We start from the raw sequence: 23,596 nt of genomic DNA, 5'->3' as shown, positions 1-23,596 counted from the left end.
CGCTCGCCGCCGCAGCGCTGCGCCCGGGCGCGGGCCGCCTCGTTTCGTGCGCCGGCTGCCTGCCGCCGCCGGGCCGACGGTCAGATTTGTGAGTCGCAGTGGCGCGACCTGTCATTGCGGAGCCTTCGCTGCCTGAAGTCCAATCCGTCTGGATCGCGCTTTCGTGCGATGGGCGTTCATGCTTTCGGGTTGGCAAGTGGGGAAACAGTTTGTTACCTTGCTTGTACTATCGTGCCAGATTCCGCGTGCAGGGGATTCGCCAGAGGAGCCAGCCGGCGCCGGCAAGCGCCATCCGAGGAGTTGTACTGCTGGGCCGCCAGACCGGCCAGCAGCCGAGAAACGAATAAGAACAGCGCCGGACGCAATGCCCGGGGCGATAAATCTTGGCCGTCATGGAGGTAATGCTTCGATGAACCGTCGTATGTGCATCGAAAGGGGTTGGGGCAACCCGTCGTTCTGGGCGCCCAGGCGCGCCGGCGCGCTCATGGGGCTGCTGCCGTTGCTGGTGGCGGGCAGTGTCCAGGCCGTCGAGTTCAGCTTCGCCGACAACCAGGTCACCGGCTCCCTGGACAGTACCCTGTCGTACGGCGCCATGTGGCGCGTGCAGGGCCGCGGGACCGAGAACATAGACGACATCAATACCGACGACGGCAACCGCAACTTCGACAAGGGCCTGGTCTCCCAGGTGTTCAAGCTCACCTCGGACCTCTCGGCCAAGTACCAGAACTACGGCCTGTTCATGCGTGGCACCGCCTACTACGACACGCAGATCATGGACAAGCGCAACGACTACCTGAGCACCACCGACGGCGTCGAGCGCCCCAGCCAGTCCTACCCCGACGACGACCGTTTCACCGAGGACACCCGCCACATCGCCGGGCGCAAGGCCGAGCTGCTCGATGCCTACCTCTCCGGCGACTGGGACGTCGCCGAGCACCCGGTCACCGGCCGCGTCGGCCGCCAGGTGCTGAACTGGGGCGAGAGCACCTTCTACCGCGGCGGCATCAACACCATCAACCCGGTGGACGCCTCGCGCTTCCACCTGCCGGGCTCGGAGCTCAAGGAAGTGCTGGTGCCGGTGGAGGCGCTGAGCTTCAACCTGGGGCTGACCGACAACCTGTCGATGGAAAGCTACTACCAGTGGAAGTGGAAGGAGACGCGCCTGGACCCGGTGGGCACCTACTTCGCCGACACCGATCTGTTCGCCGACGGCGGCGATGTCGCCTACACCACCGAAGACAGCCCGGAGTTCAAGCAGCTGCTGGCCGGCTACCCGCTGGTGGCCGGGCTCGGCCTGCTGGGCAACGGCCCGGCCGGCCCGAACGCCTACCTCAACCCCAACACCGGCACCTTCAAGGTGGCCAGCATCGGCAAGGACCTCGACGCCCGCGACAGCGGCGAATACGGCGTGGCCTTCCGCTACATCGCCGAGGAACTGAATTCCACCGAGTTCGGCCTGTACTTCGTCAACTACCACGCCAAGGAACCCCAGGTGGCGGTGGACCTGCGCAGCTACCAGGGCGCCGACATCGCCGCCCTCAACGGCGTGCTCGGCCCGCTGGGCCTGGGCGAGGCGGTGCCCGGCCTGGCCACCCTGGACCTGGCCAGCAACGCCCAGGCGCGGCGCGACTACGTCGAAGACATCCGCATGTACGGCTTCAGCTTCAACACCACCCTGGGCGACGCCTCGGTGGCCGGCGAGCTGGCCTACCGGCCGAACATGCCGATCAGCATCGCGGCCACCAACGACCTGCTCGGCGACCTGCTGACCCAGGGCGTGCTCGGCCAGACCAACCTCTACGACGCCAACACCCCGGCCGACCAGGCCTGCGCGGCGGTGTCCGGCAAGCAGTTGTGCCGCGGCTCGCTGTTCCAGAACTACGAGCGCGCCGAGACCTACAACGCCTCGCTGACCGGCATCTACAACTTCGGCCCGCACATGACCTTCGACTCGGTGGTGGGCGTGGCCGAGCTGGCCGGCGAGTTCATCCGCGGCAGCAGCCTGGAGTACACCGCCTGGGACGGCAGCAAGCGCCGCTTCGTCGGCGCCCAGGACAAGTCCTATGTCGGCGGTTCCGACGACGGCGACCAGATCAGCCGCGACAGCTACGGCTACACCCTGCTGCTCAGCGGCACCTGGAACGACGTGTTCGCCGGCGTGAAGCTCAGCCCCTACGTGGTCTACCAGGACGACTTCAAGGGCAACTCCGACCGCACCGGCAACTTCATCGAAGGGCGCAAGGCCTACACCCTTGGCGCCGACGCCACCTACCTGAACACTTTCCAGGTGGGCATGCAGTACACCAACTACTACGGCGCCGGGGTGAACAACTCCATGCGTGACCGGGACAACGTCTCGATCAGCGCCAAGTACTCGTTCTGATCAGCCAGGTGATGGAGACTCGCATGATCGCCAAGAAACCCATGATCGCGCTGCTGGCCCTGGCGGCCCTGGTGGCGACCGACGCCCGCGCGGCGGTGAGCGCCGACCAGGCCGCACAGCTCAAGAGCAGCCTGACGCCGCTGGGCGCCGAGAAGGCCGGCAACGCCGCCGGCAGCATCCCCGCCTGGAGCGGCGGCCTGACCCAGGCCCCGGCCGGCTACAAGGGCCCGGGCAGCCACCACGTCGACCCCTTCGCCGGCGACAAGCCGCAATTCACCATTACCAAGGCCAACCTGGAGCAGTACAAGGCGAACCTGACCCCCGGCCAGATCGCCCTGTTCAACACCTACCCGGACAGCTTCCAGATGCCGGTCTACCAGACCCGCCGCAGCGGCGCGGCGCCGCAGTGGGTGTACGACAACACCTTCCGCAACGCCACCAGCGGCAAGCTGGTGGAAGGCGGCAACGGCTTCGCCGACGCCTACGGCGGCATTCCCTTCCCGATCCCGCAGAGCGGCCTGGAAGCGCTGTGGAACCACATCGCCCGCTACCGCGGCAGCTACATCGAGCGGCGCTCGGCGCAGACCGGCGTGCAGCGCAACGGCGCCTACTCGCTGGTGACCAGCCAGGACGCCGCGCTGTTCCGCTTCTACGATCCGAAAGGCAGCTTCGAGCAGTTGGGCAACACCCTGTTCTACTACATGACCTTCACCACCGCGCCGGCGCGCCTGGCGGGCGAGGGCGCGCTGGTGCAGGAGACCCTCGACCAGGTCAAGGAGCCGCGCCAGGCCTGGGGCTACAGCCCCGGCCAGCGCCGCGTGCGGCGCGCCCCGACGCTGGCCTACGACACCCCGATCGAAGACTCCGACGGCCTGCGCACCGCCGACGACACCGACATGTATAACGGCGCCCCGGACCGCTACAACTGGACGCTGGTGGGCAAGAAGGAAATCTACATTCCCTACAACAACTACCGGGTCACCAGCCCCGAGGTGAAGTACAAGGACCTGCTCACCCCCGGCCACATCAACCCGAAATACACCCGCTACGAGCTGCACCGGGTGTGGGTGGTGGAAGGCAAGCTCAAGCCCGGCGCGCGGCACATCTACAGCAAGCGCACCCTGTACCTGGACGAAGACAGCTGGGGCGCGGCGGTGGTCGACCAGTACGACGGCCGCGGCGAGCTGTGGCGGGTGTCGATGGCCTACCTGAAGAACTTCTACGAACAGCCCATGGTCTGGACCGCGCTGGACACCTTCCACGACCTGCAGTCGCGGCGCTACAGCGTGCAGTGGCTGGACAACGAGGAGCCGGGCACCGCCGACTTCAGCAAGCCCGCGCCGGACGTGGCGGAGTTCAGCCCGGCGGCTTTGCGGCGCAAGGCCTCCCGCTAGGACGCGCTTTTTGTAGGAGCGAGCTTGCTCGCGAACAGTGCCTCCCGGTTGGCGCGGTGTGTTGGATTGACCTCGCAACCCTCTCCCTGAAGGGAGAGGGGACCGTTCGGTGCGGTCGGATGTTTCGGCGTTAGCCGGCTTGTACCGAGTGCCCGGCTAACACCAAATCCTTTCTCGGCACGGACAAGCCCCCTCTCCCGCTTGCGGGAGAGGGCTGGGGAGAGGGTGCTCTCGCATCGCACAAAAGCCCCGGCAAACGTAGGGCGAATAACCGTTCGCGGTTATCCGCCGCCTGACCGTGGCCCCACAACGCTCCGGCCCCAACCACGAAGCCAGCCACGAGATAGCTGTAACGGCGTACAACCGCGAACGGTTGTACGCCCTACGACTCCCATCCCCCACCCAACGCCTTGTACAGCAGCGCCAGGTTCACGCCCACCGCCTCGCTACTGCGCACCTGGCGCTCCTCGCTGGCCAGCAACTCACGCTGCGCACTCAGCACATTGAGGAAATCCACCGCCCCCGCCTTGTACTGCTCGCGGGCATTGGCCAAGGCCGTGCGGCCGTGCTCCACCGCTTCATCCAGGGCCGCCAGCTCGCGCTGGTCGGCGGCGTAGTCGCTCAGCGCATCGTCCACCTCGCGCCAGGCATTGAGCACTGTGCGCCGGTAGGCGATGGCTGCTTCCTTCTGCTGCGCCTCGCGCAGGGCCAGGGTGCCTTTCAGCCGGCCGCCTTCGAAGATCGGCAGGTGCAGGCTGGGGCCGATGCCGAAGGTGCGGCTGTTCCAGTCACCGAAGTTGGCCAGTTGCAGGGCCTGGAAACCGAAGTCGCCGTTGAGGCTGATGCGCGGATAGAAGTCCGCCTGGGCCACGCCGATGCTGGCGGTGGCCGCATGCAGCACGGCCTCGGCCTGGCGGATGTCCGGGCGCCGTCGGGCCAGTTCCGCCGGCAGGCCCACCGGCACCGCCTGGGGCGCGCGCGGGATGGGCGCGGCCTGGGCCAGTTCGGCGGTCAGCGCGCCGGGTTGTTCGCCGAGGAGGAAGGCCAGGGCGTTGAGCAGGCGCGCCTGGCGTTTCTGGCTGCCGGGCAGCTGCGACTCGATCACCGCCACCTGGGCCTTGGCTTCGGCCACGTCAAGCTCGGTGGCCACGCCCTCGGCGCGGCGCAGCTGGGTCAACTGCAGGCTGTGCCGGGCGATGTCCAGGTTGCCGCGCAGGATCGCCTCGCGGCCTTGCTCGCCACGCAGTTGCACATAGTCGCGGGCGCTTTCGGCCAGCACTGCCACCAGCACGTCATGGCGGCTCGCCTCGCTGGCCTGCACCTGCGCATCGGCGGCCTCCAGTTCGCGGCGCACGCGGCCCCACAGGTCCAGTTCCCAGCTCAGGGTGAAGCCGGCGTCGAGCTGATTGAAGTTGTGCCGGCCAGCCTCGCCGGACGGGTCGGACAGGCCCACCTCGCTGTTGCGCTGGCGCGCATAACCGGCGCTGCCGTCCACCTGCGGCACGGCGTCGGCGCCCAGCGCCCGGCGGATCGCCCGGCTCTGTTCCAGGCGCGCGGCGGCGGCCTGCAGGTCGAGGTTGCCGGCGGCCACGCGGGCCTGCAGGCGGTCCAGTTGCGGGTCGTTGAACAGCTTCCACCACTGGCTTTCCACGGCGCCGCCGGCGGGGCGACTGGCGACGTCGTCGCCCTTGGCGCTCCAGGCGGCCGGCGCCCGGGCGTCGGGTTGGCGGAAGTCCGGGCCGAGGCTGCAGGCGCCCAGGGCCAGGCAGGCGAGCAGGAGCGGGGCGTGCTTCATTGCGCGGCCACCTGTTCGCCGCCAGCGGAGGCGGTGTCGATGCTGGCCACCACCGACATGCCCACGCGCAGGCGGGCCAGCAGCGCCTGGTTCGGCTCCAGGACGATCTTCACCGGGATGCGCTGCACCACCTTGGTGAAGTTGCCGGTGGCGTTGTCCGGGGCGATGGGCGCGAAGCTCAGGCCGGTGGCCGGGGCGATGCTGTCGACGTGGCCGCGCAGCACCTGGCCGGGGAAGGTGTCCACGCGCACTTCGACCGCCTGGCCGGGATGCACCTCGGTGAGCTGGGTTTCCTGGAAGTTGCCGACCACATAGGCCTGCTGCAGCGGCACCACTGCCAGCAGCGGGCTGCCCGGGGTGACGTAGGCGCCGACGCGCACGCCGCGGCGGCCGACCATGCCGTCGAAGGGCGCGCGGATCTCGCAGTAGGACAGGTTCAGTTGTGCCTGTTGCAACTGCGCCTCGTCGCGCTGCACCGCGCTCTGCGCCTCGGCCTGCTGGGCCCGCAGCACGTCCAGCTGCTTGCGTGCGGCCAGGTTGGCGGCGCGCGCCTTGTCCAGCGCGGCCTGGGCGTTGTCCAGGCGCGAGCGCGCCTGCTGGGCGTTCTGCAGGGTGCCGGCGCCCTGGCTGGCGAGGTGCTGGTAGCGCTGCAGTTCCTGCTGGGCGAAGCGCTGGGTGGCCTGGTCGGCCGCGACCTGGGCGGCGCTCTGGGCGATCACCGCCTGCTGGCGCTCCAGGTCGGCGCCGACGTGGCGCAGGCGCGCCCGCGCCGAGAGCAGGTCGGCCTCGGCGGCGGCCAGCGCGGCCTGGTAGTCGCGTGGGTCGATGCGCGCCAGCACCTGGCCGGCCTTCACCGACTGGTTGTCTTCCACCAGTACGCTGTCGACGATGCCGGCGACCTTGGGCGCCACCAGAGTGAAGTCGGCGCGCACGTAGGCGTCGTCGGTGCTCTGTTCGCGCTCCGGGCCGAGCAGGCGCAGCAGCAGCCAGGCCAGGGCGGCGAGCAGCAGCAGCGTGGCCATTGTCAGGCTCGCGCGGCGGGAAGTGAGGAATGTCTTGGACATGATGGCTTTCCGGATTTCAGTGAGCGGGGGCGACCGGGCGCGGCGGGTAGACCCGCAGCGGCATGACGGCGATCAGCGGGAGCAGGGCGGCGGCCAGCCAGGCCATGCACCACAGGGTGTCGGCGGCGGCCAGCACCGAGGCCTGGCCGTGGACCTGTGCGGCCAGGCGCGGCAGGCTGCCGTCGAGCTGGTCCAGGCGCAGCGCCAGGGCCTGGGGCGCGGCGCCCAGGTGGTCGACCAGGCGGTTGGAGTGGTAGTGCTCGCGGGCGGTCATGAGGATGCCCACCACGGCGCTGCCGACCACCGAGGCGAAGGCCCGCACGCTGTTGAACCAGGCCGAGGCGAAGGGCCCTTCGACGGGCGCCACCACGCTGGTGGAGGACATCAGCAGTGGCACTACCGCCATCGGCTGGCCGATGATCTGCAGGCTGAGCAGCAGGTAGAAGTTGTCCCGCGTCCAGTCGCCGGTCAGTTGGCTCATGCCGTAGGCGGAGAGGCCGCACAGGGCGATGCCGATGGCCAGCACCCAGCGGCAGTCGACGCGCGGGATGTTGCACAGCGCGGCCACCAGCGGCAGCGTCAGCAGTTGCGGCAGGGCCACCAGCAGGGCCATGGGCGCGCTCTGCAGCGGGCGGTAGCCGTGGGCGGCGGCCAGGTACGAGGCCGGTACGCCGGCGCAGGCGCCGAGCACCACCAGGATACCGGCCAGGGTCAGCAGCGAGTGGCTGAGGTTGCGCCGCTTGAGGATGTCCAGGCGGAAGAACGGCAGCGGGTGCGTCCATTCGTTGAGGAAGAAGGCCGCCAGCAGCGCCGCGCCGCCTACTACCAGGAGGGCGGCCAGATCGGACTCGAACCAGTCCAGGCGCTCGCCCTGCAACAGGCCCAGCACCAGCATGAGGATGCCCGGCAGGCCGAGGGCCACGCCAAGCCAGTCGAACTGGCGGAAACGCTCCAGGCGCAGCGGGTCCTGGGGGATGCCCCAGGCCACCGCGGCCATGGCCAGGGCGCACAAGGGAATGACCTGCCAGAACACCCACTGCCAGCCGACATACTCGGTCCACAGTGCCGCCAGGGGCATGCCCAGGTTGGGCGCGAAGGTGGCGGTCAGGGCATAGGCGCCCAGGCCGTAGAGCTTGATGCCCGGCGGCAGGAAGCGCAGTGCCACGGTCATCAGCATCGGCGGCATGCAGCCGCCGGCCAGGCCCTGCAGGGCGCGCAACAGGTACAGCGTGTGCACGTTGGGGGCGAAGGGGCAGAGCAGCGCCAGCAGGGCGAAGGCGGCGATGGCGCCGAGGGTGAAGCGGCGCAGCGAGAAGGTCACCGAGAACCAGGGCGCGAAGGCCATGCCGGCGACCTGGAAGGCGGCGTACAGGGCCAGCAGCCAGGTGCCTTCGTCGTGGCCGATGGCCAGCGCGCCGCGCACGTCGTTCATCGCAAGGTCGGTGACCTTGTCGTTGAGCCCGGCGCTGAGCGAGGCGAGCAGCACGCCGAGCATGCCCACCAGGATGCGCGGGCCGAAGGGCTGGGCGGCGGGCCTGGCCGGCTGCGCGGCGGCCGGGGTGGCGAGCGGGGTGAGCGCGGCGGTCATGGCCGGGCCTCGCGGGGGAGGCCAGGCGCCGCGCAGAGGGGAGTGCAAGGCATGGCGTCACTGGATTCTGGGGTTTTGCCCAGTCTAGGGAGCGCTGATCAGTGTGAAAATTGAAATGACTAAAACAAATTAGTGCGTTTAGTGCACTTATTGGCCCTCAAGGCAGCAGGCCCGCGCTTTCCCGCAGCTCGGTGCACACCCGCTTCACCGTCTGCCGCAGCCAGCGGTGCGCCGGGTCGTTGTCGAAGCGCGGGTGCCAGGCCTGGATCACCACCACCGTCTTCAGCGGCAGCGGGATGTCGAACTTGCGCAGCGCCAGGCCCAGACGGTCCAGGCGCCACAGCGAGTGCTCGGCGATGGGCAGCACCAGGTCGGATTCCAGCAGGGCGAAGATCGAGGAATGGAAGGTCGGGGTGATCAGGCGGATGTCGCGGCGCAGGCCGAGGTCGGCCAGGGCGTCGTCCAGCGGCCCGGTGGCGCGGCCGCGGCGCGACACGCTGATCTGCGGGTAGGCGACGAAGCGCTCGGGGGTGATCTCGGCGTCGAAGATCGGGTGGTCGCGCCGGGCCAGGCCGACGAAGCTGGTGGTGAACAGCGGCTGGGTGCGGATTTCCGGTTCCAGGGTGGAGGTGGCGCCGAGGTAGAGGTCGATGCGGTTCTGCCGCAGGGCCTCGTCGTCGATCTCCGCTTCCGGGACCAGGCGCAGGGTGCAGCGCGGCGCCTCCTCGCGCATCACCGCCAGCATGCGCGCGGCGAAGCCGCCCACCAGCACGTTGTTCGAGCGCAGCACGAAGCAGCGCTCCAGTTGGTCCATGCGCAGGTTCTCGCGGGCGTTGAACAGGCAGGTGGCCTGCTCCACCAGTTGCGCCACTTCCTCGCGCAACTGCAGCGCCCGCGGCGTGGGCACCAGGTTGCGCCCGGCGCGGACCATGATGGGGTCGCCCACCGCCTCGCGGATGCGCCCCAGGGTGCGGCTCATGGCCGGCGGGCTCAGGTGCAGGCGGCGCGCGGCGCCGACCACGCTGCCTTCTTCGAGCAGCACGTTGAGGGCGACCAGCAGGTTGAGGTCGGGCAGGGCCATGGTGCCTCCGGGAGCATTGGTTCCCAGGGATGCTCGGCGATACGTGCGTGTGGTGCAACTCTGGCGTGCGGCCAGGATGCCTTTACGCACTCCGCGGGAGCCCGAAGAATGATCGGCGTGCACCGTTTCATTAAGGAAACCCCATGTTCGAACGCATCCTGGTCGCCATCGACGGCACCCCGCAGGCCCAGCGCCTCATCGCCACCGCCGCGCAACTGGCCGGGGCCGGCACGCCGCGCCTGGAGGTGGTCTGCGTGGTCGACCGCGCCTTCGCCCTGCCGCAGCCGGACGTGCTCGACTACCCGCCGGCCGAGCACGAGCAGCACGAGGCCCAGGCCCTGCTGGACGCCGCGCTGGCGCAACTGCCGGCGGGCCGCGCCACGGGGCGGATACTGGCCGGCGACCCGGCGCGGGCGATCCTGCGCGAGGCCGAGCGCCTGGGCTGCGACCTGATCGTCATCGGCCACCGCCACCTGGGGCGCATCGAGCGGCTGCTGGATCCGTCGGTGGGGCAGCGGGTGATCGAGCGGGCGCCTTGTCCGGTGTTGGTGGAGGTGCGGGGGTAGCGCGGGGCCGCTTTTGTAGGAGCGGACTCCGTCCGCGATGGACCGGGTGCAGGCGCGGATCGCGGATGAATCCGCTCCTACGCCCTCCGGCAAACACAAGACCCGTAGGATGGCGTTGAGCGAAGCGATACCCATCGCCACGGCCGCATGGGTTTCGCCAAGGCTCAACCCATCCTACGAAAAGCCATGCTCGCGAATGGAGCTTCCCTTGGGCTTTGCTGTGAGGACTCTCTCGCATCGCACGAGGCCCTCGGCCAGCGTAGGGCGAATAACCGTTCGCGGTTATCCGCCGCCTCACCTTTCTCATCGCTGAATGCGTGGCTGGGCCGGGGGCTCCGTGCTCGACTGGGACCAAGGCCAAACGGCGGATAACGCCGTAGGCGTTATGCGCCCTACGGTTCGACCCCGTCCCCCCCCCGGGAAATGAAAAGCGGCCACACCGGCCGGCGGTCCTGAGCGAGGGCCCGGCCGGGGTGACCGTAAGCGTCAGCCGCGCTGGTGCACCGAGCGGCCGTGGGCGAAGGTCTCGCGGACCGTGCGGTCGTCGCCGAGGATGATCAGGGCGAAGAGTCTTTCCTCCAGGCTCTTCGCCTGCCGCAGGCGGTAGTCCAGCAGCGGGGTGGCCTTGTAGTCCAGCACCACGAAGTCCGCCTCGTTGCCCTGGGCGAAGCTGCCCACCTTGTCCTGCAGCTCCAGCGCGCGGGCGCCGCCGAGGGTGGCCAGGTACAGCGACTTGAACGGGTCGAGCTTGATGCCCTGCAGCTGCATCACCTTGTAGGCCTCGTTCAGCGACTGCAGCTGGGAGAAGCTGGTGCCGGCGCCGACGTCGGTGCCCAGGCCGACCTTGACCTTGTGCTTCTCCAGCTTCGCCAGGTCGAACAGGCCGCTGCCGAGGAACAGGTTCGAGGTGGGGCAGAAGGCCACCGCCGAGCCGGTCTCGGCCAGGCGTTGGCATTCGCCGTCGCACAGGTGCACGCCGTGGGCGAACACCGAGCGCGCGCCGAGCAGGCCGTGGTGGTCGTAGACGTCCAGGTAGCCGCTGCGCTCGGGGAAGAGTTCCTTCACCCACTCGATTTCCTTGCGGTTCTCCGACAGGTGGGTGTGCAGGTACACGCCCGGGTGCTCCTTGAGCAGGCGGCCGGCGGCGTCCAGCTGTTCGGGGGTGCTTGTGGGCGCGAAGCGCGGGGTCACCGCGTAGAGCAGGCGGCCCTTGCCGTGCCAGCGCTCGATCAGCGCCTTGCTGTCGCGGTAGCTGCTTTCGGCAGTGTCGGTCAGGTAGTCCGGGGCGTTGCGGTCCATCATCACCTTGCCGGCGATCAGCCGCAGGTCGAGCTTCTCGGCAGCATTGAACAGCGCGTCCACCGACTGCGGGTGCACGCTGCCGAACACCAGGGCGGTGGTGGTGCCGTTGCGCAGCAGTTCCTTGAGGAAGATGCCGGCGACGTCCGCGGCGTGGGCCGGGTCGGCGAACTGTTTCTCGGTGGGGAAGGTGTAGGTGTTCAGCCAGTCCAGCAGCTGTTCGCCGTAGGAGGCGATCATGCCGGTCTGCGGGTAGTGGATGTGGGTGTCGATGAAGCCGGGGGTGATCAGCGCGTCGCGGTATTCCTCCACTTCCACGCCGCCCAGTTGCGGCAGCAGTTCGGCGGCGTGGCCGAGGCGGGCGACCTTGCCGTCTTCCACCAGCAGGATGCCGTCTTCGAAGTACTGGTAGGACTTGTCGACGCCCACTTCGGCGGGGTCGGCGATGCTGTGCAGGATGCTGGCGCGGTAGGCTTTGCTGGTCATGTCGTTCTCTCGATCTGGGAATCGATGGGTATCGCTTCGCTCAACCCATCCTACGAATGTCGGTTACCTGCCGTTTTCGGCGGTACGGGCGCGGCGGCTGCTGGGCAGGAGTTTGGCCACCGAGTGTTCACCGCTGGTCTTTTCCTGGCCGAAGGCGGCGTTGTAGGTGGCGATCACTTCGCCGGCGATGGACACGGCGATCTCCACCGGCAGCTTGCCCTTCACCTCGGCGATGCCCATGGGGCAGCGCATGCGTTGCACGGTCTCGCTGGCGAAGCCGCGGTCGCGCAGGCGGTGTTCGAACTTGGCGCGCTTGGTGTCCGAGCCGATCAGGCCGAAGTAGCCGAAGTCGTCGCGTTTGAGTATCGCCGCGGTCAGCTCCAGGTCCAGGGCGTGGTTGTGGGTCATGACGATGTAGTAGCCGCCCGCCGGCATATTCTCGACCTCATCGAGCACTTCGTCATTCAGCACTTTCTCGACGCCGGCCGGGATGCTTTCCGGGAACTCGGCTTCCCGCGAGTCGATCCAGCGCACCTTGCACGGCAGGCTGGCCAGCAGCGGCACCAGCGCGCGGCCGACGTGGCCGGCGCCGAACACGGCGATGTGCGCCTGTGGCTGGCCCATCGGCTCGAACAGCAGCACGGTGGCGCCGCCGCAGCACTGGCCGAGGCTGGCGCCCAGGCTGAAGCGCTCCAGGCGCGGCTGCCGGGTGCGCTGCCGGAGCATTTCGCGGGCGATCTGCAGGGCCTTGAACTCCAGGTGGCCGCCGCCGATGGTGTCGAACAGCCTGTCGGCGCTGACCACCATCTTCGAGCCGGCGTTGCGCGGCGTGGAGCCGAGCTCCTCGATGATGGTCACCAGCACGGCGGCTTCTCCGCGTTGCTGCAGGTCGGCGAGGGCGCTGATCCAGTTCATGACGTCTACCTCGGTAGATGGCTTTTCGTAGGAGCGAGCTTGCTCGCGAAGGGTGGTTGGGTTGTTCGCGAGCAAGCTCGCTCCTACAGGGTTACGCTGGTTCGGCTTGGGTTTGGGTGGTCTCGGCCTGCGCAGCTTTCAGCCTGCGCATCTGCTCCACCCCCCAGAGCACCCGCTCCGGCGTCGCCGGCGCGTCGATCTGTGGCTGCACGCGGTAGTCGGCCAGGCTCGCCACCGCGTCCTTGATGGCGCAGAACACCGAGATGCCGAGCATGAACGGCGGCTCACCCACGGCCTTGGAGTGGAACACCGTCTGCTCGGGGTTCTTGCGGTTCTCCACCAGCTTCACCCGCAGGTCCATCGGCATGTCGGCGATGGCCGGGATCTTGTAGCTGGCCGGGCTGTTGGTCATGAGTTTGCCCTTGGCGTTCCACACCAGCTCTTCCATGGTCAGCCAGCCCATGCCCTGGACGAAGCCGCCTTCCACCTGGCCGATGTCGATGGCCGGGTTCAGCGAGTCGCCGACGTCGTGGAGGATGTCGGTGCGCAGCATGCGGTACTCGCCGGTGAGGGTGTCGACCAGCACTTCCGAGCAGGACACGCCGAAGGCGTAGTAGTAGAACGGCCGGCCGGCGGCCTTGTCGCGGTCGTAGTAGATCTTCGGCGTGCGGTAGAAGCCGGTGGAGGACAGCGACACCTGGCCGAAGTAGGCCTGCTGGATCAGCTCCTCGAAGGGCACGATCAGGTCGCGGATGCGCACCTGGTTGTTGCGGAACTCGATGTCTTCCTCGGTGACCTTCCAGTGCCGCGCGGCGAATTCCACCAGGCGCTGCCTGATGGTCTCGGCGGCGTTCTGCGCGGCCTTGCCGTTGAGGTCGGCGCCGCTGGAGGCCGCGGTGGGTGAGGTGTTCGGCACCTTGTCGGTGTTGGTCGCGGTGATCTGCACGCGGTCGATGTCGACCTGGAAGACTTCCGCCACCACCTGCGCCACCTTGGTGTTCAGGCCCTGGCCCATCTCGGTGCCGCCGTGGTTCAGGTGGATGCTGCCGTCGGTGTAGATGTGGATCAGCGCGCCGGCCTGGTTGAGGAAGGTGGCGGTGAAGCTGATGCCGAACTTAACCGGGGTCAGCGCCAGGCCCTTCTTGAGGACCGGGCTGGCGGCGTTGAACGCGCGGATCTCGGCGCGGCGCCTGGCGTACTCGGCGCTGGCCTCCAGCTCGGCGGTCATCTCCGCGATGAGGTTGTGCTCGACCTGCTGGTGGTAGTGGGTGACGTTGCGCTCGTCCTTGCCGTAGTAGTTGCGCTTGCGCACTTCCAGCGGGTCCTTGCCCAGGTGGCGCGCCACCGCGTCCATCACTTCCTCGATGGCGACCATTCCCTGCGGGCCGCCGAAGCCGCGGTAGGCGGTGTTCGACGCGGTGTTGGTCTTGCAGCGGTGGCCGTTGATGGTGGCGTTGCCGAGGAAGTAGGCGTTGTCGGAGTGGAACATGGCGCGGTCGACGATGGAGCCGGAGAGGTCCGGCGAGTAGCCGCAGTTGCCGGCCTGGTCCATGTGGATGCCGTGCAGCAGGCCGTCGTCGTCGAAGCCCACGTCGTACTCGACGTAGAAGGGGTGGCGCTTGCCGGTCATCTGCATGTCTTCGACGCGCGGCAGGCGCATCTTCGCCGGGCGCCCGGTCAGGCGCGCGATCACCGCGCACAGGCAGGCGGGCGCGGCGGCCTGGGTTTCCTTGCCGCCGAAGCCGCCGCCCATGCGGCGCATGTCGATCACCACCTTGTTGAAGGAGATGCCCAGCACCTCGGCCACCAGCTTCTGCACCTCGGTGGGGTTCTGTGTGGAGGTGTAGACGATGACGCCGCCGTCCTCGCTGGGCATCACCGAGGAAATCTGCGTCTCCAGGTAGAAGTGCTCCTGGCCGCCGATGTGCAGGGTGCCCTGGATGCGGTGCGGCGCGCTGGCCAGCTGGGTGGCGGAATCGCCGATCCTGTGGGTGTGGCTGTCCAGCACGAAGTGCTTCTTGCGCAGCGCCTCGACCACGTCGAGCACCGGCTCCAGGTCCTCGTACTCGATGATCGCCGCCATGGCCGCCTTGCGCGCGGTTTCCAGGCTGTCGGCGGCCACCGCGATGACCATCTGGCCGACGTACTCGACCTTGCCGTCGGCCAGCAGCGGGTCGCCGGCCACCACCGGGCCGATGTCCAACTGGCCGGGCACGTCGTCCTTGGTGATGGCGATGGCCACCCCGGGGAAGGCGTAGCAGGGACTGACGTCCAGCCGGGTGATGCGCGCGTGGGCGCGGTCGCTCATGCGGGCGTAGACGTGCAGCTGGTTGGGGAATTCCAGGCGGTCGTCGATGTAGACCGCCTCGCCGCTGACGTGCTTGGGCGCGCTTTCGTGCTTGACGCTCTTGCCCACGCCGGTGGTCAGGTCGGCGCGGAACAGCGCCTGGAGTTCTTCCTGGGTCTTGTTGTGCTTATGCATATGCGGTCACCCGAGTCACGGCCTGGGGCGCTTCCAGTTCGAGGAAGCATTTGCGCAGCAGGTTCTGCGCGGTGAGCAGGCGGTATTCCTTGCTGGCGCGGAAGTCCGAGAGCGGGGTGAAGTCCTCGCCCAGGGCGATTGCCGCGCGTTCGAAGGTGGCGGCGTTGAACGGCTGGCCGAGCAGCGCCGCCTCGCAGGCGCGGGCGCGCTTGGGGATCGCCGCCATGCCGCCGAAGCCGCTGCGCACGGCGCTGATGCGGCAGTCTTCGACGGTGATGCTGAAGGCCGCGCAGACCGCCGAGATATCGTCGTCCAGGCGCTTGGACACCTTGTAGGCGCGGAACGCCTGGTTGGCCTGTGGACGCGGGACTATGACCTTCTCGATGAACTCGCCTTCCTGGCGCGCGGTGACCTTGTAGTCGATGAAGTATTCGTCGATCGGCAGTTCGCGGCTCTCGCCGCCCTTGCGCAGCACGATGCGCGCGCCCAAGGCGATCAGCAGCGGCGGCGAGTCGCCGATGGGCGAGGCGTTGCCGATGTTGCCGCCGAGGGTGCCCTGGTTGCGGATCTGCAGCGAGGCGAAGCGGTGCAGCAGCTCGCCGAAGTCCGGGTAGTCGTGGGCCAGGGCCTCGTAGCAGTCGGTCAGCGGCGCGGCGGCGCCCAGCTCGATGCGGTCGGCGAGGACTTCGACGCGTTTCATCTCCTCGACGTGGCCGACGTAGATCATCACCGGCAGCTCGCGGTGGAACTGGGTGACTTCCAGGGCCAGGTCGGTGCCGCCGGCCAGCAGGCGCGCCTGCGGGTTGGCGCTGTAGAGGTCGGCCAGGTCGGCGATGGTCAGCGGCAGCAGGCAGCGCTTGTCGCCGCTGTTCAGCTCGGCGGTCTCGCGCGGGGCGATGGCCTTGAGCTGGGCGATGGTCTGCTGCTGGGCTGCATCGAACTGGTCCGGGCGCTTCTGGCAGCAGGACTGCTCGGCGGCGTCGAGGATCGGCCGGTAGCCGGTGCAGCGGCACAGGTTGCCGGCCAGCGCCTCGTAGGCCTCGGCCTTGCGTTCTTCCGCGGTTTCGCCAGTGCTGTTCTTCTGCAGGGCGAACAGCGACATGACGAAGCCGGGGGTGCAGAAGCCGCACTGCGAGCCGTGGCAATCCACCATGGCTTGCTGCACGCCGTGCAGTTCGCCGCGGTGCTTGAGGTCGTCGACCACGATCAACTGCTTGCCGTGCAGGGCGGAAACGAAGGTCAGGCAGGAGTTGAGGGTGCGGTAGCGGATGCGCTCAGCGCCCTCGGCGCCGACCAGTTCGCCCACCACCACGGTGCAGGCGCCGCAGTCACCGGAGGCGCAGCCCTCCTTGGTGCCGGTCTTGCCCAGGTGCTGGCGCAGGTAGTTGAGCACGGTGAGATTCGGGTCGAGGCGGTCTTCGACACGCAGCTCGCGGTTGAGCAGGAACCTGATCAAGGCATGCCTCCAGGCTTTCTTGTTGTTGGGCGGGGCGCGATGGAGGTGAATCTAGGAAAAGCTGACTTTTAAGTCAACAAAAATTCTGATCTTTCGGTCAGCTATTTCCGGCAGAGCGCTTTTTCGCAGGAGCGGGCATTGTGTTTACCGGCAGGTGTAGGAGCGGGCCCTGCCCGCGATTCGCGCGCAGGGCGCGCTCCTACATGGGTATGCCATGGCTGATGCAGCGCAGTAACGTAGGGCGAATAACCGTTCGCGGTTATCCGCCGATACACCGAGGCCACAGCTAACGCCCAGGTCAACCCCGGAGCCGCCGGGAACCAAGGCCAGGCGGCGCAAAAAAAACGGCAGCCGGGGGTACGTGGCTGCCGCAAAGGCGTGGAACCCGTTGGAATCAGGCGCGCTGGGTATCGCTCAGCTGGTATTCCTCGCCGGCGTAGTAGGCGCGCACGCGGGGATTCATCACCGCGCGCCACAGCGGCGGGAACAGCGCCAGGACGATCATTCCGGCGTAGCCGTTGGGCAGCTGCGGGCTGTCGTCGTAGTGGCGCAGCACCTGGTAGCGGCGCTTGGCGTAGGCGTGGTGGTCGGAGTGGCGCTGCAGGTGGAAGAGGAACAGGTTGGTCAGCAGGAAGTTGCTGTTCCACGAATGCTCGTGGGTGGTGCGCTCGTAGCGGCCGTCGTCCAGGCGCCGGCGGTGCAGGCCGTAGTGCTCGACGTAGTTGACGATCTCCAGCAGGGTGAAGGCCATGGCCGCCTGGCCGAGGAAATACACCGCGCCGAGCCAGCCGAAGGCCAGGCTGAAACCGAGCAGGAAGAGGGCGCTGACGGCGTACCACCAGATCAGCTCGTTGCGCCAGTGCAGCGCCGGCAGGCCCTTGCGCTTCAGGCGCTGGGCCTCCAGGCGCCAGGCGTTGAGGAAGTTGTGCTTGTAGGCGTGGGGCAGGAAGGCGTACAGGCTCTGGTCGTAGCGCGAGGAGGAGGCGTCCTCCGGGGTGGAAACGTGCACGTGGTGGCCGCGCACGTGCTCCACCTTGAAGCCGGCGTAGCACACCGCCGCCAGCAGCAGGCCGCCGGCGCGCTGCTCCAGCTGCGGGTCCTTGTGGATCAGCTCGTGGGACACGGTGATGCCGATGGCGCCCATCACCGTGCCCACCGAGAGAGTCCAGCCCAGCTTGCCCACCCAGTTCCATGCCTCGTAGTGGGTGATCACCCAGCCGCCGTAGACCAGCATGCCCAGCAGCAGCGGCACGGTCATCAGGCTGAGGAAGCGGTAGTAGCCCTCGCGCTCCAGTACTGGCACTTCACTGGCCTCGTCGGGGTTGGCCGGGTCGCGGCCGACGATGGCGTCGAGCACGGGGATGACCAGGAACACCACGGCGATGACGAACCAGGCCCAGGCGTTGGGGTGGTCGCTGCCGTAGGACCACCAGTAGCTCAGCGGAATGCCGAACACCGGCACCAGCCAGATCCAGTAGCCGGCCTTCTTCAGGCGCAGCATCCAGGCAGGGGGAAGGAAGGCGAACATGGCGCGATTCTCGTTGTAGGATTGTCAGACAATCCTGCGCCCAATCCTTTCTTCGTACGCACCAACCTTCGTTCAGTCGAGCCCCTTGACCGGGGCGTTGCCGGGTAACACCCTGTGTTACACTTCGCGGCCGCAAGCCCCATTCCATCAGCCCTCCAGCGATAAGGACACCCATGACGTTCAAGGCCCCGGACAGCCTGGCTGAGCAGATTGCCCACCACCTCGCCGAACGCATCATCCGGGGCGAGCTCAAGGAGCGCGAACGCATCCAGGAGCAGAAGGTCACCCAGGCCCTGAACGTCAGCCGCGGCTCGGTGCGCGAGGCGCTGCTGATCCTCGAACGCCGCCACCTGGTGGTGATACTGCCGCGCCGCGGGGCGCAGGTCTCGGAGCTGTCCGCCAGCCACGTGGAAAGCCTCTACGGCCTGGTCATGGAGCTGTACATCATGCTCGCCAGCGCGGTGGCGCGGACCTGGCGCGAGGAGGGCGACCTGCAGCCGTTCCTGGCCATCCAGCAGCGCCTGCTGGAAAGCCTGCAGCGCGGCGACATCGACGCCTTCGTCGAGTCCAGCTTCGACATCATGCGCGCGGCCTTCCCCTTCGCCGCCAACCCCTACCTGCAGGAGACGGTGGAGAACCTGCTGCCGGCCATCAGCCGCACCTATCACCTGGCCCTGGAACGGCGCAAAAGCGAGATGAGCCAGTTCCTCGACAGCTTCGCCCGCCTGCTGCAGGCGGTGATCGACCGCGACGAGGCGGTCATCCGCGAGGTGCTTCTGGACTACGGCCGCCACAACAGCCAGCTGGTGCTGGCTGCCCTGGCCGAACGCTGAGGAGAGCGGCATGCGCCTCAAATGCATCAAGCTGGCGGGCTTCAAGTCCTTCGTCGACCCCACCACCGTCAGCTTCCCGAGCAACATGGCCGCCGTGGTCGGCCCCAACGGCTGCGGCAAGTCCAACATCATCGACGCCGTGCGCTGGGTGATGGGCGAAAGCTCGGCGAAGAACCTCCGCGGCGAGTCGATGACCGATGTCATCTTCAACGGCTCGAATACGCGCAAGCCGGTGACCCAGGCGTCCATCGAGCTGATCTTCGACAACAGCGACGGCACCCTGGTGGGCGAATACGCCGCCTACGCCGAGATTTCCATCCGCCGCCGCGTCACCCGCGACGGCCAGAACACCTACTTCCTCAACGGCACCAAGTGCCGGCGCCGCGACATCACCGACATCTTCCTCGGCACCGGCCTGGGCCCGCGCAGCTACTCGATCATCGAGCAGGGCATGATCTCCAAGCTGATCGAGGCCAAGCCGGAGGATCTGCGCAACTTCATCGAGGAAGCCGCCGGCATCTCCAAGTACAAGGAGCGCCGCCGCGAGACCGAGAACCGCATCCGCCGCACCCAGGAGAACCTGGCGCGCCTGACCGACCTGCGCGAGGAGCTGGAGCGCCAGCTCGAACGCCTGCACCGCCAGGCCCAGTCGGCGGAGAAGTACCAGGAATACAAGGCCGAGGAACGCCAGCTCAAGGCCCAGCTGGGCGCCCTGAAATGGCGCGAGCTGAACGAGCAGGTGGGGCAGAAGGAGCGGGTGATCGGCGACCAGGAGGTGGCCTTCGAGGCCCTGGTGGCCGAGCAGCGCAGCGCCGATGCCAGCATCGAGCGCCTGCGCGATGGCCACCATGAGCTGTCCGAGCGCTTCAACCAGGTGCAGGGCCGCTTCTACTCGGTGGGCGGCGACATCGCCCGCGTCGAGCAGAGCATCCAGCACGGCCAGCAGCGCATGCGCCAGTTGCAGGACGACCTGCGCGAGGCCGAGCGCACCCGCCAGGAAACCGAATCGCACCTGGGCCACGACCGCACCCTGCTGGCGACCCTGGCCGAGGAGCTGGAAATGCTCGCGCCCGAGCAGGAAACCAGCGCCGCCGCCGCCGAGGAAGCCAGCGCCCTGCTGGAGGAATCCGAGGCCGGCATGCACGACTGGCAGCAGCGCTGGGACGCCTTCAACCAGCGCAGCGCCGAGCCGCGCCGCGAGGCCGAGGTGCAGCAGTCGAGCATCCAGCACCTGGAACACAGCCTGGAGCGCCAGGGCGAGCGCGAACGCCGCCTGAGCGAGGAACGCGCGCAGCTGGCCGCCGACCCGGAAGGCGCGGCCATCCTCGAATTGAGCGAACAGCTGGCCGCCGTCGAGCTGCAGCTGGAAGAGCTGCAGGCCGAGGAACTGGAACTGGTCGAGCGCCTGGAGCAGGTGCGCCAGGGCCTGCAGGACGGCAACGCCGCGCAGCACCAGGCCCAGGGCGAACTGCAGCGCCTGAACGGCCGCATCGCCTCCCTGGAGGCCCTGCAGCAGGCCGCCCTGGACCCGGGCGCCGGCGCCGCCGACTGGCTGCGCGAGCAGGGCCTGGAGCAGCGTCCGCGCCTGGCCGAGGGCCTGCGCGTGGAGCCGGGCTGGGAGCTGGCGGTGGAAACCGTGCTCGGCGCCGACCTGCACGCCGTGCTGCTGGAGGATTTCGCCGGGCTGCCCTATGCCGGCCTGGAAAAGGGCGAGCTGCGCCTGCTCGACCTGCCGCGCGGCGCCGCCAGTGCCGCCGGCAGCCTGCTGGACAAGGTCAGCGCCGACCACGACCTGTCGCCCTGGCTGGCCGGCGTGCGCCCGGTGGAAAGCCTGGAGCAGGCCCTGGAACTGCGCGCCTCGCTGGGCGCCGGGCAGAGCCTGGTCAGCCGCGACGGCTACTGGGTCGGCAAGCATTTCCTGCGCGTGCGCCGCGGCGACTCTGCCGAATCCGGCGTGCTGGCCCGCGGCCAGGAGCTGGAGCGGCTGTACGCCGAACGCGAAGAACTGGAAGAACGCCTGGCCGCCCTGGAAGAACAGCTGGAAGCCCAGCGCCAGGCCCAGCGCCAGGCCGAGGACGGCCGCGAGCAACTGCGCCGGCGCATCCAGGAGGAGGGCCGCCGCCACGGCGAGCTGAAGGCCGCGCTCTCGGCCCAGCAGGCCAAGGTCGAACAGCTGACCCTGCGTCGCCGCCGCCTCGACGAGGAACTGGCCGAACTGGCCGAACAGCGCGCCCTGGAGCAGGAACAGCTGGGCGAGGCGCGCCTGCACCTGCAGGTGGCGCTGGACGCCATGGCCGAGGACACCGGCCGCCGCGAGGCGCTGCTGGCCGAGCGCGACGAACTGCGCGAACGCCTCGACCGCATCCGCCAGGAAGCCCGCCAGCACAAGGACCACGCCCACCAGTTGGCGGTGCGCGTCGGCTCGCTCAAGGCCCAGCACGAATCCACCCGCCAGGCCCTGGAGCGCCTCGACGTGCAGGCCGTGCGCCTGGTCGAGCGCTGCGAGCAGCTCAGCCTCAACCTGGAGGAGGGCGCCGCGCCCCTGGAAGAACTGCGCATGCGCCTGGAAGAGCTGCTGGAGCGGCGCATGGGCGTGGAAGAGGAACTCAAGACCGCGCGCCTGACCCTGGAAGACGCCGACCGCCAGCTGCGCGACGCCGAGAAGCGCCGCACCCAGGCCGAGCAGCAGTCGCAGCTGCTGCGCGGCCAGTTGGAGCAGCAGCGCATGGAATGGCAGGCCCTGACCGTTCGTCGCAAGGCGCTGCAGGAGCAGCTCGGCGAGGACGGCTACGATCTGCACACGGTGCTCGGCACCTTGCCCCACGACGCCGCCGAGAAGGTCTGGGAAACCCGCCTGGAGGAACTGGCCGGGCGCATCCAGCGCCTGGGCGCGATCAACCTCGCGGCCATCGACGAATACCAGCAGCAATCCCAGCGCAAGCGCTACCTGGACGAGCAGAACGACGACCTGGTGGAAGCCCTGGACACCCTGGAAAACGTCATCCGCAAGATCGACAAGGAAACCCGCAACCGCTTCAAGGAAACCTTCGACCAGATCAATGCTGGCCTTCAGGCATTGTTCCCCAAGGTGTTCGGCGGCGGTCACGCCTACCTGGAACTTACCGGCGAAGATCTACTCGATACAGGGGTGGCGATCATGGCGCGCCCGCCGGGCAAGAAGAACAGCACCATCCACCTGCTGTCCGGCGGCGAGAAGGCGCTGACCGCGCTGGCCCTGGTGTTCGCCATCTTCCAGCTCAACCCGGCGCCGTTCTGCATGCTCGACGAGGTCGATGCGCCGCTGGACGACGCCAACGTCGGGCGTTATGCCCGCCTGGTCAAGGAAATGTCCGAGAAAGTGCAGTTCATCTATATCACCCACAACAAGATCGCCATGGAAATGGCCGACCAGTTGATGGGCGTGACCATGCACGAACCGGGATGTTCGCGCCTGGTGGCGGTCGACGTGGAAGAAGCCGTGGCACTGGCGGAAGCCTGACGAAGTGCCTCCTGGACAAATTTCGTACAGTATTCGCCAGCGCCGGGCGCTGACTTGTGCTGTACTGGGGGATATGCCTAACCCCTTGATTCGATTGGGGTAAGCCTGATCTTGGGCGGGCTCGGGAAAAGTTGCGATTATTGCTGCGGACAACAGCCGCAGACGGTGTAAAAGTTGTGTCGGGCATGCTAGCTTAATGCCCACTTTGTTACACGCGAACATACAACTCGAGGTTCGCGTTTTACCGGGATAGGACATCCCTTTTTCATCATCATTTTTATCAGGGGCACTGGGATTAGATGGATATCGGTCTGCGCGAATGGCTGATCGTCATTGGGCTTATCGTGATCGCCGGCATTCTGTTCGATGGCTGGCGGCGCATGCGGGGCGGAAAGGGCAAGCTGAAGTTCAAGCTGGACCGCCACTTCGCCAACCAACTGGACGACGATGACGACGGCGGCAGCGCCGAGGTGCTGGGCCCCTCGCGGGTGGTCGAGCACCACGAACCTTCGCTGGACGAGCACGACCTGCCCAAGGTCAGCGCCAAGGACCCGGCCCGCGGCAAGCGCCGTGGCGAGCCGCGCCAGGGCGACCTGGCCCTGGACGACCCGGCGCCGAACCTGCTCGGCCCGCTGGACGAGGAAGACTTCCCCGACCCCCTGGCCGAGGCGCCCAAGGAAAAATCCCGCGGCAAGGAACGCAGGAAGGACAAGGAAAAGGACAAGGAGCGCCCGGCGCCCGCCGCCGCCCCGGCTCCGGCTCCGGTGGAAGAAGTGCTGATCATCAACGTGATCTGCCGCGACGAGGGTGGCTTCAAGGGCCCGGCCCTGCTGCAGAACATCCTCGAGAGCGGCCTGCGCTTCGGCGACATGGACATCTTCCACCGCCACGAGAGCATGGCCGGCAACGGCGAAGTGCTGTTCTCCATGGCCAACGCGGTCAAGCCGGGCACCTTCGACCTGGACAACATCGACCAGTTCAGCACCCGCGCGGTGAGCTTCTTCCTCGGCCTGCCGGGCCCGCGCCATCCGAAGCAGGCCTTCGACGTGATGGTCGCCGCCGCCCGCAAGCTGGCCCACGAGCTCAACGGCGAGCTGAAGGACGAGCAGCGCAGCGTGATGACCGCGCAGACCATCGAGCACTACCGCCAGCGCATCATCGAGTTCGAACGCCGCGCGCTGACGCAGAAAAGATAAGCTGGAAGCCTAAAGCCCGAAGCCGGAAGCG

15 protein-coding genes are annotated in these 23,596 nt (G+C 68.1%); 6 read left to right on the top strand and 9 right to left on the bottom strand.

Annotated elements, in window-relative coordinates; all coding sequences use genetic code 11:
* Nucleotides 1–409: 409 nt before the first annotated feature.
* Together FG99_RS01155 and FG99_RS01150 are read left to right on the top strand one after the other, a co-directional pair.
* The gene (locus tag FG99_RS01155) at nt 410–2,383 is read left to right on the top strand and encodes a DUF1302 domain-containing protein (protein ID WP_081884543.1); all 1,974 of its coding nucleotides are present in this window, start codon (nt 410–412) and stop codon (nt 2,381–2,383) included.
* Nucleotides 2,384–2,406: 23 nt separating this feature from the next.
* Nucleotides 2,407–3,777 (top strand): DUF1329 domain-containing protein, encoded by a 1,371-nt coding sequence (locus tag FG99_RS01150; protein ID WP_043266710.1) that lies wholly within the window; start codon nt 2,407–2,409, stop codon nt 3,775–3,777.
* Between the two features lie 382 nt (nt 3,778–4,159).
* Here FG99_RS01150 and FG99_RS01145 read toward each other — a convergent pair whose 3' ends face one another.
* The 4 genes from FG99_RS01145 to FG99_RS01130 form a co-directional block, all read right to left on the bottom strand.
* The gene (locus FG99_RS01145; RefSeq protein WP_043266708.1) at nt 4,160–5,572 is read right to left on the bottom strand and encodes an efflux transporter outer membrane subunit; all 1,413 of its coding nucleotides are present in this window, start codon (nt 5,570–5,572) and stop codon (nt 4,160–4,162) included.
* The gene (locus FG99_RS01140) at nt 5,569–6,636 is read right to left on the bottom strand and encodes an HlyD family secretion protein (RefSeq protein WP_043266707.1); all 1,068 of its coding nucleotides are present in this window, start codon (nt 6,634–6,636) and stop codon (nt 5,569–5,571) included. Before FG99_RS01140 ends, FG99_RS01145 begins: the two co-directional genes overlap by 4 nt.
* 16 nt (nt 6,637–6,652) lie before the next feature.
* The gene (locus FG99_RS01135) at nt 6,653–8,224 is read right to left on the bottom strand and encodes an MFS transporter (protein WP_043266705.1); all 1,572 of its coding nucleotides are present in this window, start codon (nt 8,222–8,224) and stop codon (nt 6,653–6,655) included.
* A gap of 157 nt (nt 8,225–8,381) precedes the next feature.
* Complete coding sequence (locus tag FG99_RS01130) at nt 8,382–9,305, bottom strand: LysR family transcriptional regulator (protein WP_009619405.1); 924 nt, start codon at nt 9,303–9,305, stop codon at nt 8,382–8,384.
* Between the two features lie 143 nt (nt 9,306–9,448).
* Between FG99_RS01130 and FG99_RS01125 the strand changes: the two genes are divergently transcribed.
* A complete protein-coding gene (locus FG99_RS01125; protein WP_009619406.1) occupies nt 9,449–9,871 on the top strand; it encodes a universal stress protein in 423 nt (140 codons plus the stop codon).
* 486 nt (nt 9,872–10,357) lie between these two features.
* Here FG99_RS01125 and guaD read toward each other — a convergent pair whose 3' ends face one another.
* The 5 genes from guaD to FG99_RS01100 form a co-directional block, all read right to left on the bottom strand.
* The gene (gene guaD / locus FG99_RS01120) at nt 10,358–11,656 is read right to left on the bottom strand and encodes a guanine deaminase (RefSeq protein ID WP_043266704.1); all 1,299 of its coding nucleotides are present in this window, start codon (nt 11,654–11,656) and stop codon (nt 10,358–10,360) included.
* Between the two features lie 63 nt (nt 11,657–11,719).
* Nucleotides 11,720–12,571 carry a xanthine dehydrogenase accessory protein XdhC gene (gene xdhC, locus FG99_RS01115; RefSeq protein WP_043266702.1) on the bottom strand — a complete coding sequence of 284 codons (852 nt, stop codon included), beginning with the start codon at nt 12,569–12,571 and terminating at the stop codon, nt 11,720–11,722.
* Nucleotides 12,572–12,662: 91 nt separating this feature from the next.
* The gene (xdhB, locus tag FG99_RS01110; protein WP_043266700.1) at nt 12,663–15,053 is read right to left on the bottom strand and encodes a xanthine dehydrogenase molybdopterin binding subunit; all 2,391 of its coding nucleotides are present in this window, start codon (nt 15,051–15,053) and stop codon (nt 12,663–12,665) included.
* On the bottom strand, nt 15,046–16,509 hold the full coding sequence (gene xdhA / locus FG99_RS01105) for a xanthine dehydrogenase small subunit (RefSeq protein ID WP_043266698.1): 1,464 nt from the start codon (nt 16,507–16,509) through the stop codon (nt 15,046–15,048). Before xdhA ends, xdhB begins: the two co-directional genes overlap by 8 nt.
* 394 nt (nt 16,510–16,903) lie before the next feature.
* On the bottom strand, nt 16,904–18,037 hold the full coding sequence (locus FG99_RS01100; RefSeq protein WP_043266697.1) for an alkane 1-monooxygenase: 1,134 nt from the start codon (nt 18,035–18,037) through the stop codon (nt 16,904–16,906).
* Between the two features lie 173 nt (nt 18,038–18,210).
* Between FG99_RS01100 and FG99_RS01095 the strand changes: the two genes are divergently transcribed.
* From FG99_RS01095 to zipA, 3 genes are all read left to right on the top strand, one after another.
* Nucleotides 18,211–18,870 carry a GntR family transcriptional regulator gene (locus FG99_RS01095; RefSeq protein WP_043266695.1) on the top strand — a complete coding sequence of 220 codons (660 nt, stop codon included), beginning with the start codon at nt 18,211–18,213 and terminating at the stop codon, nt 18,868–18,870.
* Nucleotides 18,871–18,880: 10 nt separating this feature from the next.
* Nucleotides 18,881–22,369: a chromosome segregation protein SMC gene (smc, locus tag FG99_RS01090; RefSeq protein WP_043266694.1), complete on the top strand. Its 3,489-nt coding sequence runs from the start codon at nt 18,881–18,883 to the stop codon at nt 22,367–22,369.
* A gap of 299 nt (nt 22,370–22,668) precedes the next feature.
* Complete coding sequence (zipA, locus tag FG99_RS01085) at nt 22,669–23,565, top strand: cell division protein ZipA (protein ID WP_043266692.1); 897 nt, start codon at nt 22,669–22,671, stop codon at nt 23,563–23,565.
* The last annotated feature ends 31 nt before the right edge of the window (nt 23,566–23,596 follow it).

The sequence above is a fragment of the Pseudomonas sp. AAC genome (genome assembly GCF_000725445.1).
Classification (GTDB): Bacteria; Pseudomonadota; Gammaproteobacteria; order Pseudomonadales; family Pseudomonadaceae; genus Pseudomonas; species Pseudomonas citronellolis.
The sequence above is the reverse complement of the archived record's forward strand: the minus strand, read 5'-3'. Positions and strand labels throughout refer to the sequence as shown.

What these genes read in the sequence shown, in the direction of transcription:
- FG99_RS01095 (WP_043266695.1), top strand. Translation starts at nt 18,211, where the DNA reads ATGACGTTCAAGGCCCCGGACAGCCTGGCTGAGCAGATTGCCCACCAC.
- zipA (WP_043266692.1), top strand. Translation starts at nt 22,669, where the DNA reads ATGGATATCGGTCTGCGCGAATGGCTGATCGTCATTGGGCTTATCGTG.
- FG99_RS01140 (WP_043266707.1), bottom strand. Translation starts at nt 6,636, where the DNA reads ATGTCCAAGACATTCCTCACTTCCCGCCGCGCGAGCCTGACAATGGCC.
- FG99_RS01150 (WP_043266710.1), top strand. Translation starts at nt 2,407, where the DNA reads ATGATCGCCAAGAAACCCATGATCGCGCTGCTGGCCCTGGCGGCCCTG.
- FG99_RS01155 (WP_081884543.1), top strand. Translation starts at nt 410, where the DNA reads ATGAACCGTCGTATGTGCATCGAAAGGGGTTGGGGCAACCCGTCGTTC.
- FG99_RS01100 (WP_043266697.1), bottom strand. Translation starts at nt 18,037, where the DNA reads ATGTTCGCCTTCCTTCCCCCTGCCTGGATGCTGCGCCTGAAGAAGGCC.
- FG99_RS01135 (WP_043266705.1), bottom strand. Translation starts at nt 8,224, where the DNA reads ATGACCGCCGCGCTCACCCCGCTCGCCACCCCGGCCGCCGCGCAGCCG.
- FG99_RS01125 (WP_009619406.1), top strand. Translation starts at nt 9,449, where the DNA reads ATGTTCGAACGCATCCTGGTCGCCATCGACGGCACCCCGCAGGCCCAG.
- FG99_RS01130 (WP_009619405.1), bottom strand. Translation starts at nt 9,305, where the DNA reads ATGGCCCTGCCCGACCTCAACCTGCTGGTCGCCCTCAACGTGCTGCTC.
- FG99_RS01145 (WP_043266708.1), bottom strand. Translation starts at nt 5,572, where the DNA reads ATGAAGCACGCCCCGCTCCTGCTCGCCTGCCTGGCCCTGGGCGCCTGC.
- smc (WP_043266694.1), top strand. Translation starts at nt 18,881, where the DNA reads ATGCGCCTCAAATGCATCAAGCTGGCGGGCTTCAAGTCCTTCGTCGAC.
- xdhC (WP_043266702.1), bottom strand. Translation starts at nt 12,571, where the DNA reads ATGAACTGGATCAGCGCCCTCGCCGACCTGCAGCAACGCGGAGAAGCC.
- xdhB (WP_043266700.1), bottom strand. Translation starts at nt 15,053, where the DNA reads ATGCATAAGCACAACAAGACCCAGGAAGAACTCCAGGCGCTGTTCCGC.
- guaD (WP_043266704.1), bottom strand. Translation starts at nt 11,656, where the DNA reads ATGACCAGCAAAGCCTACCGCGCCAGCATCCTGCACAGCATCGCCGAC.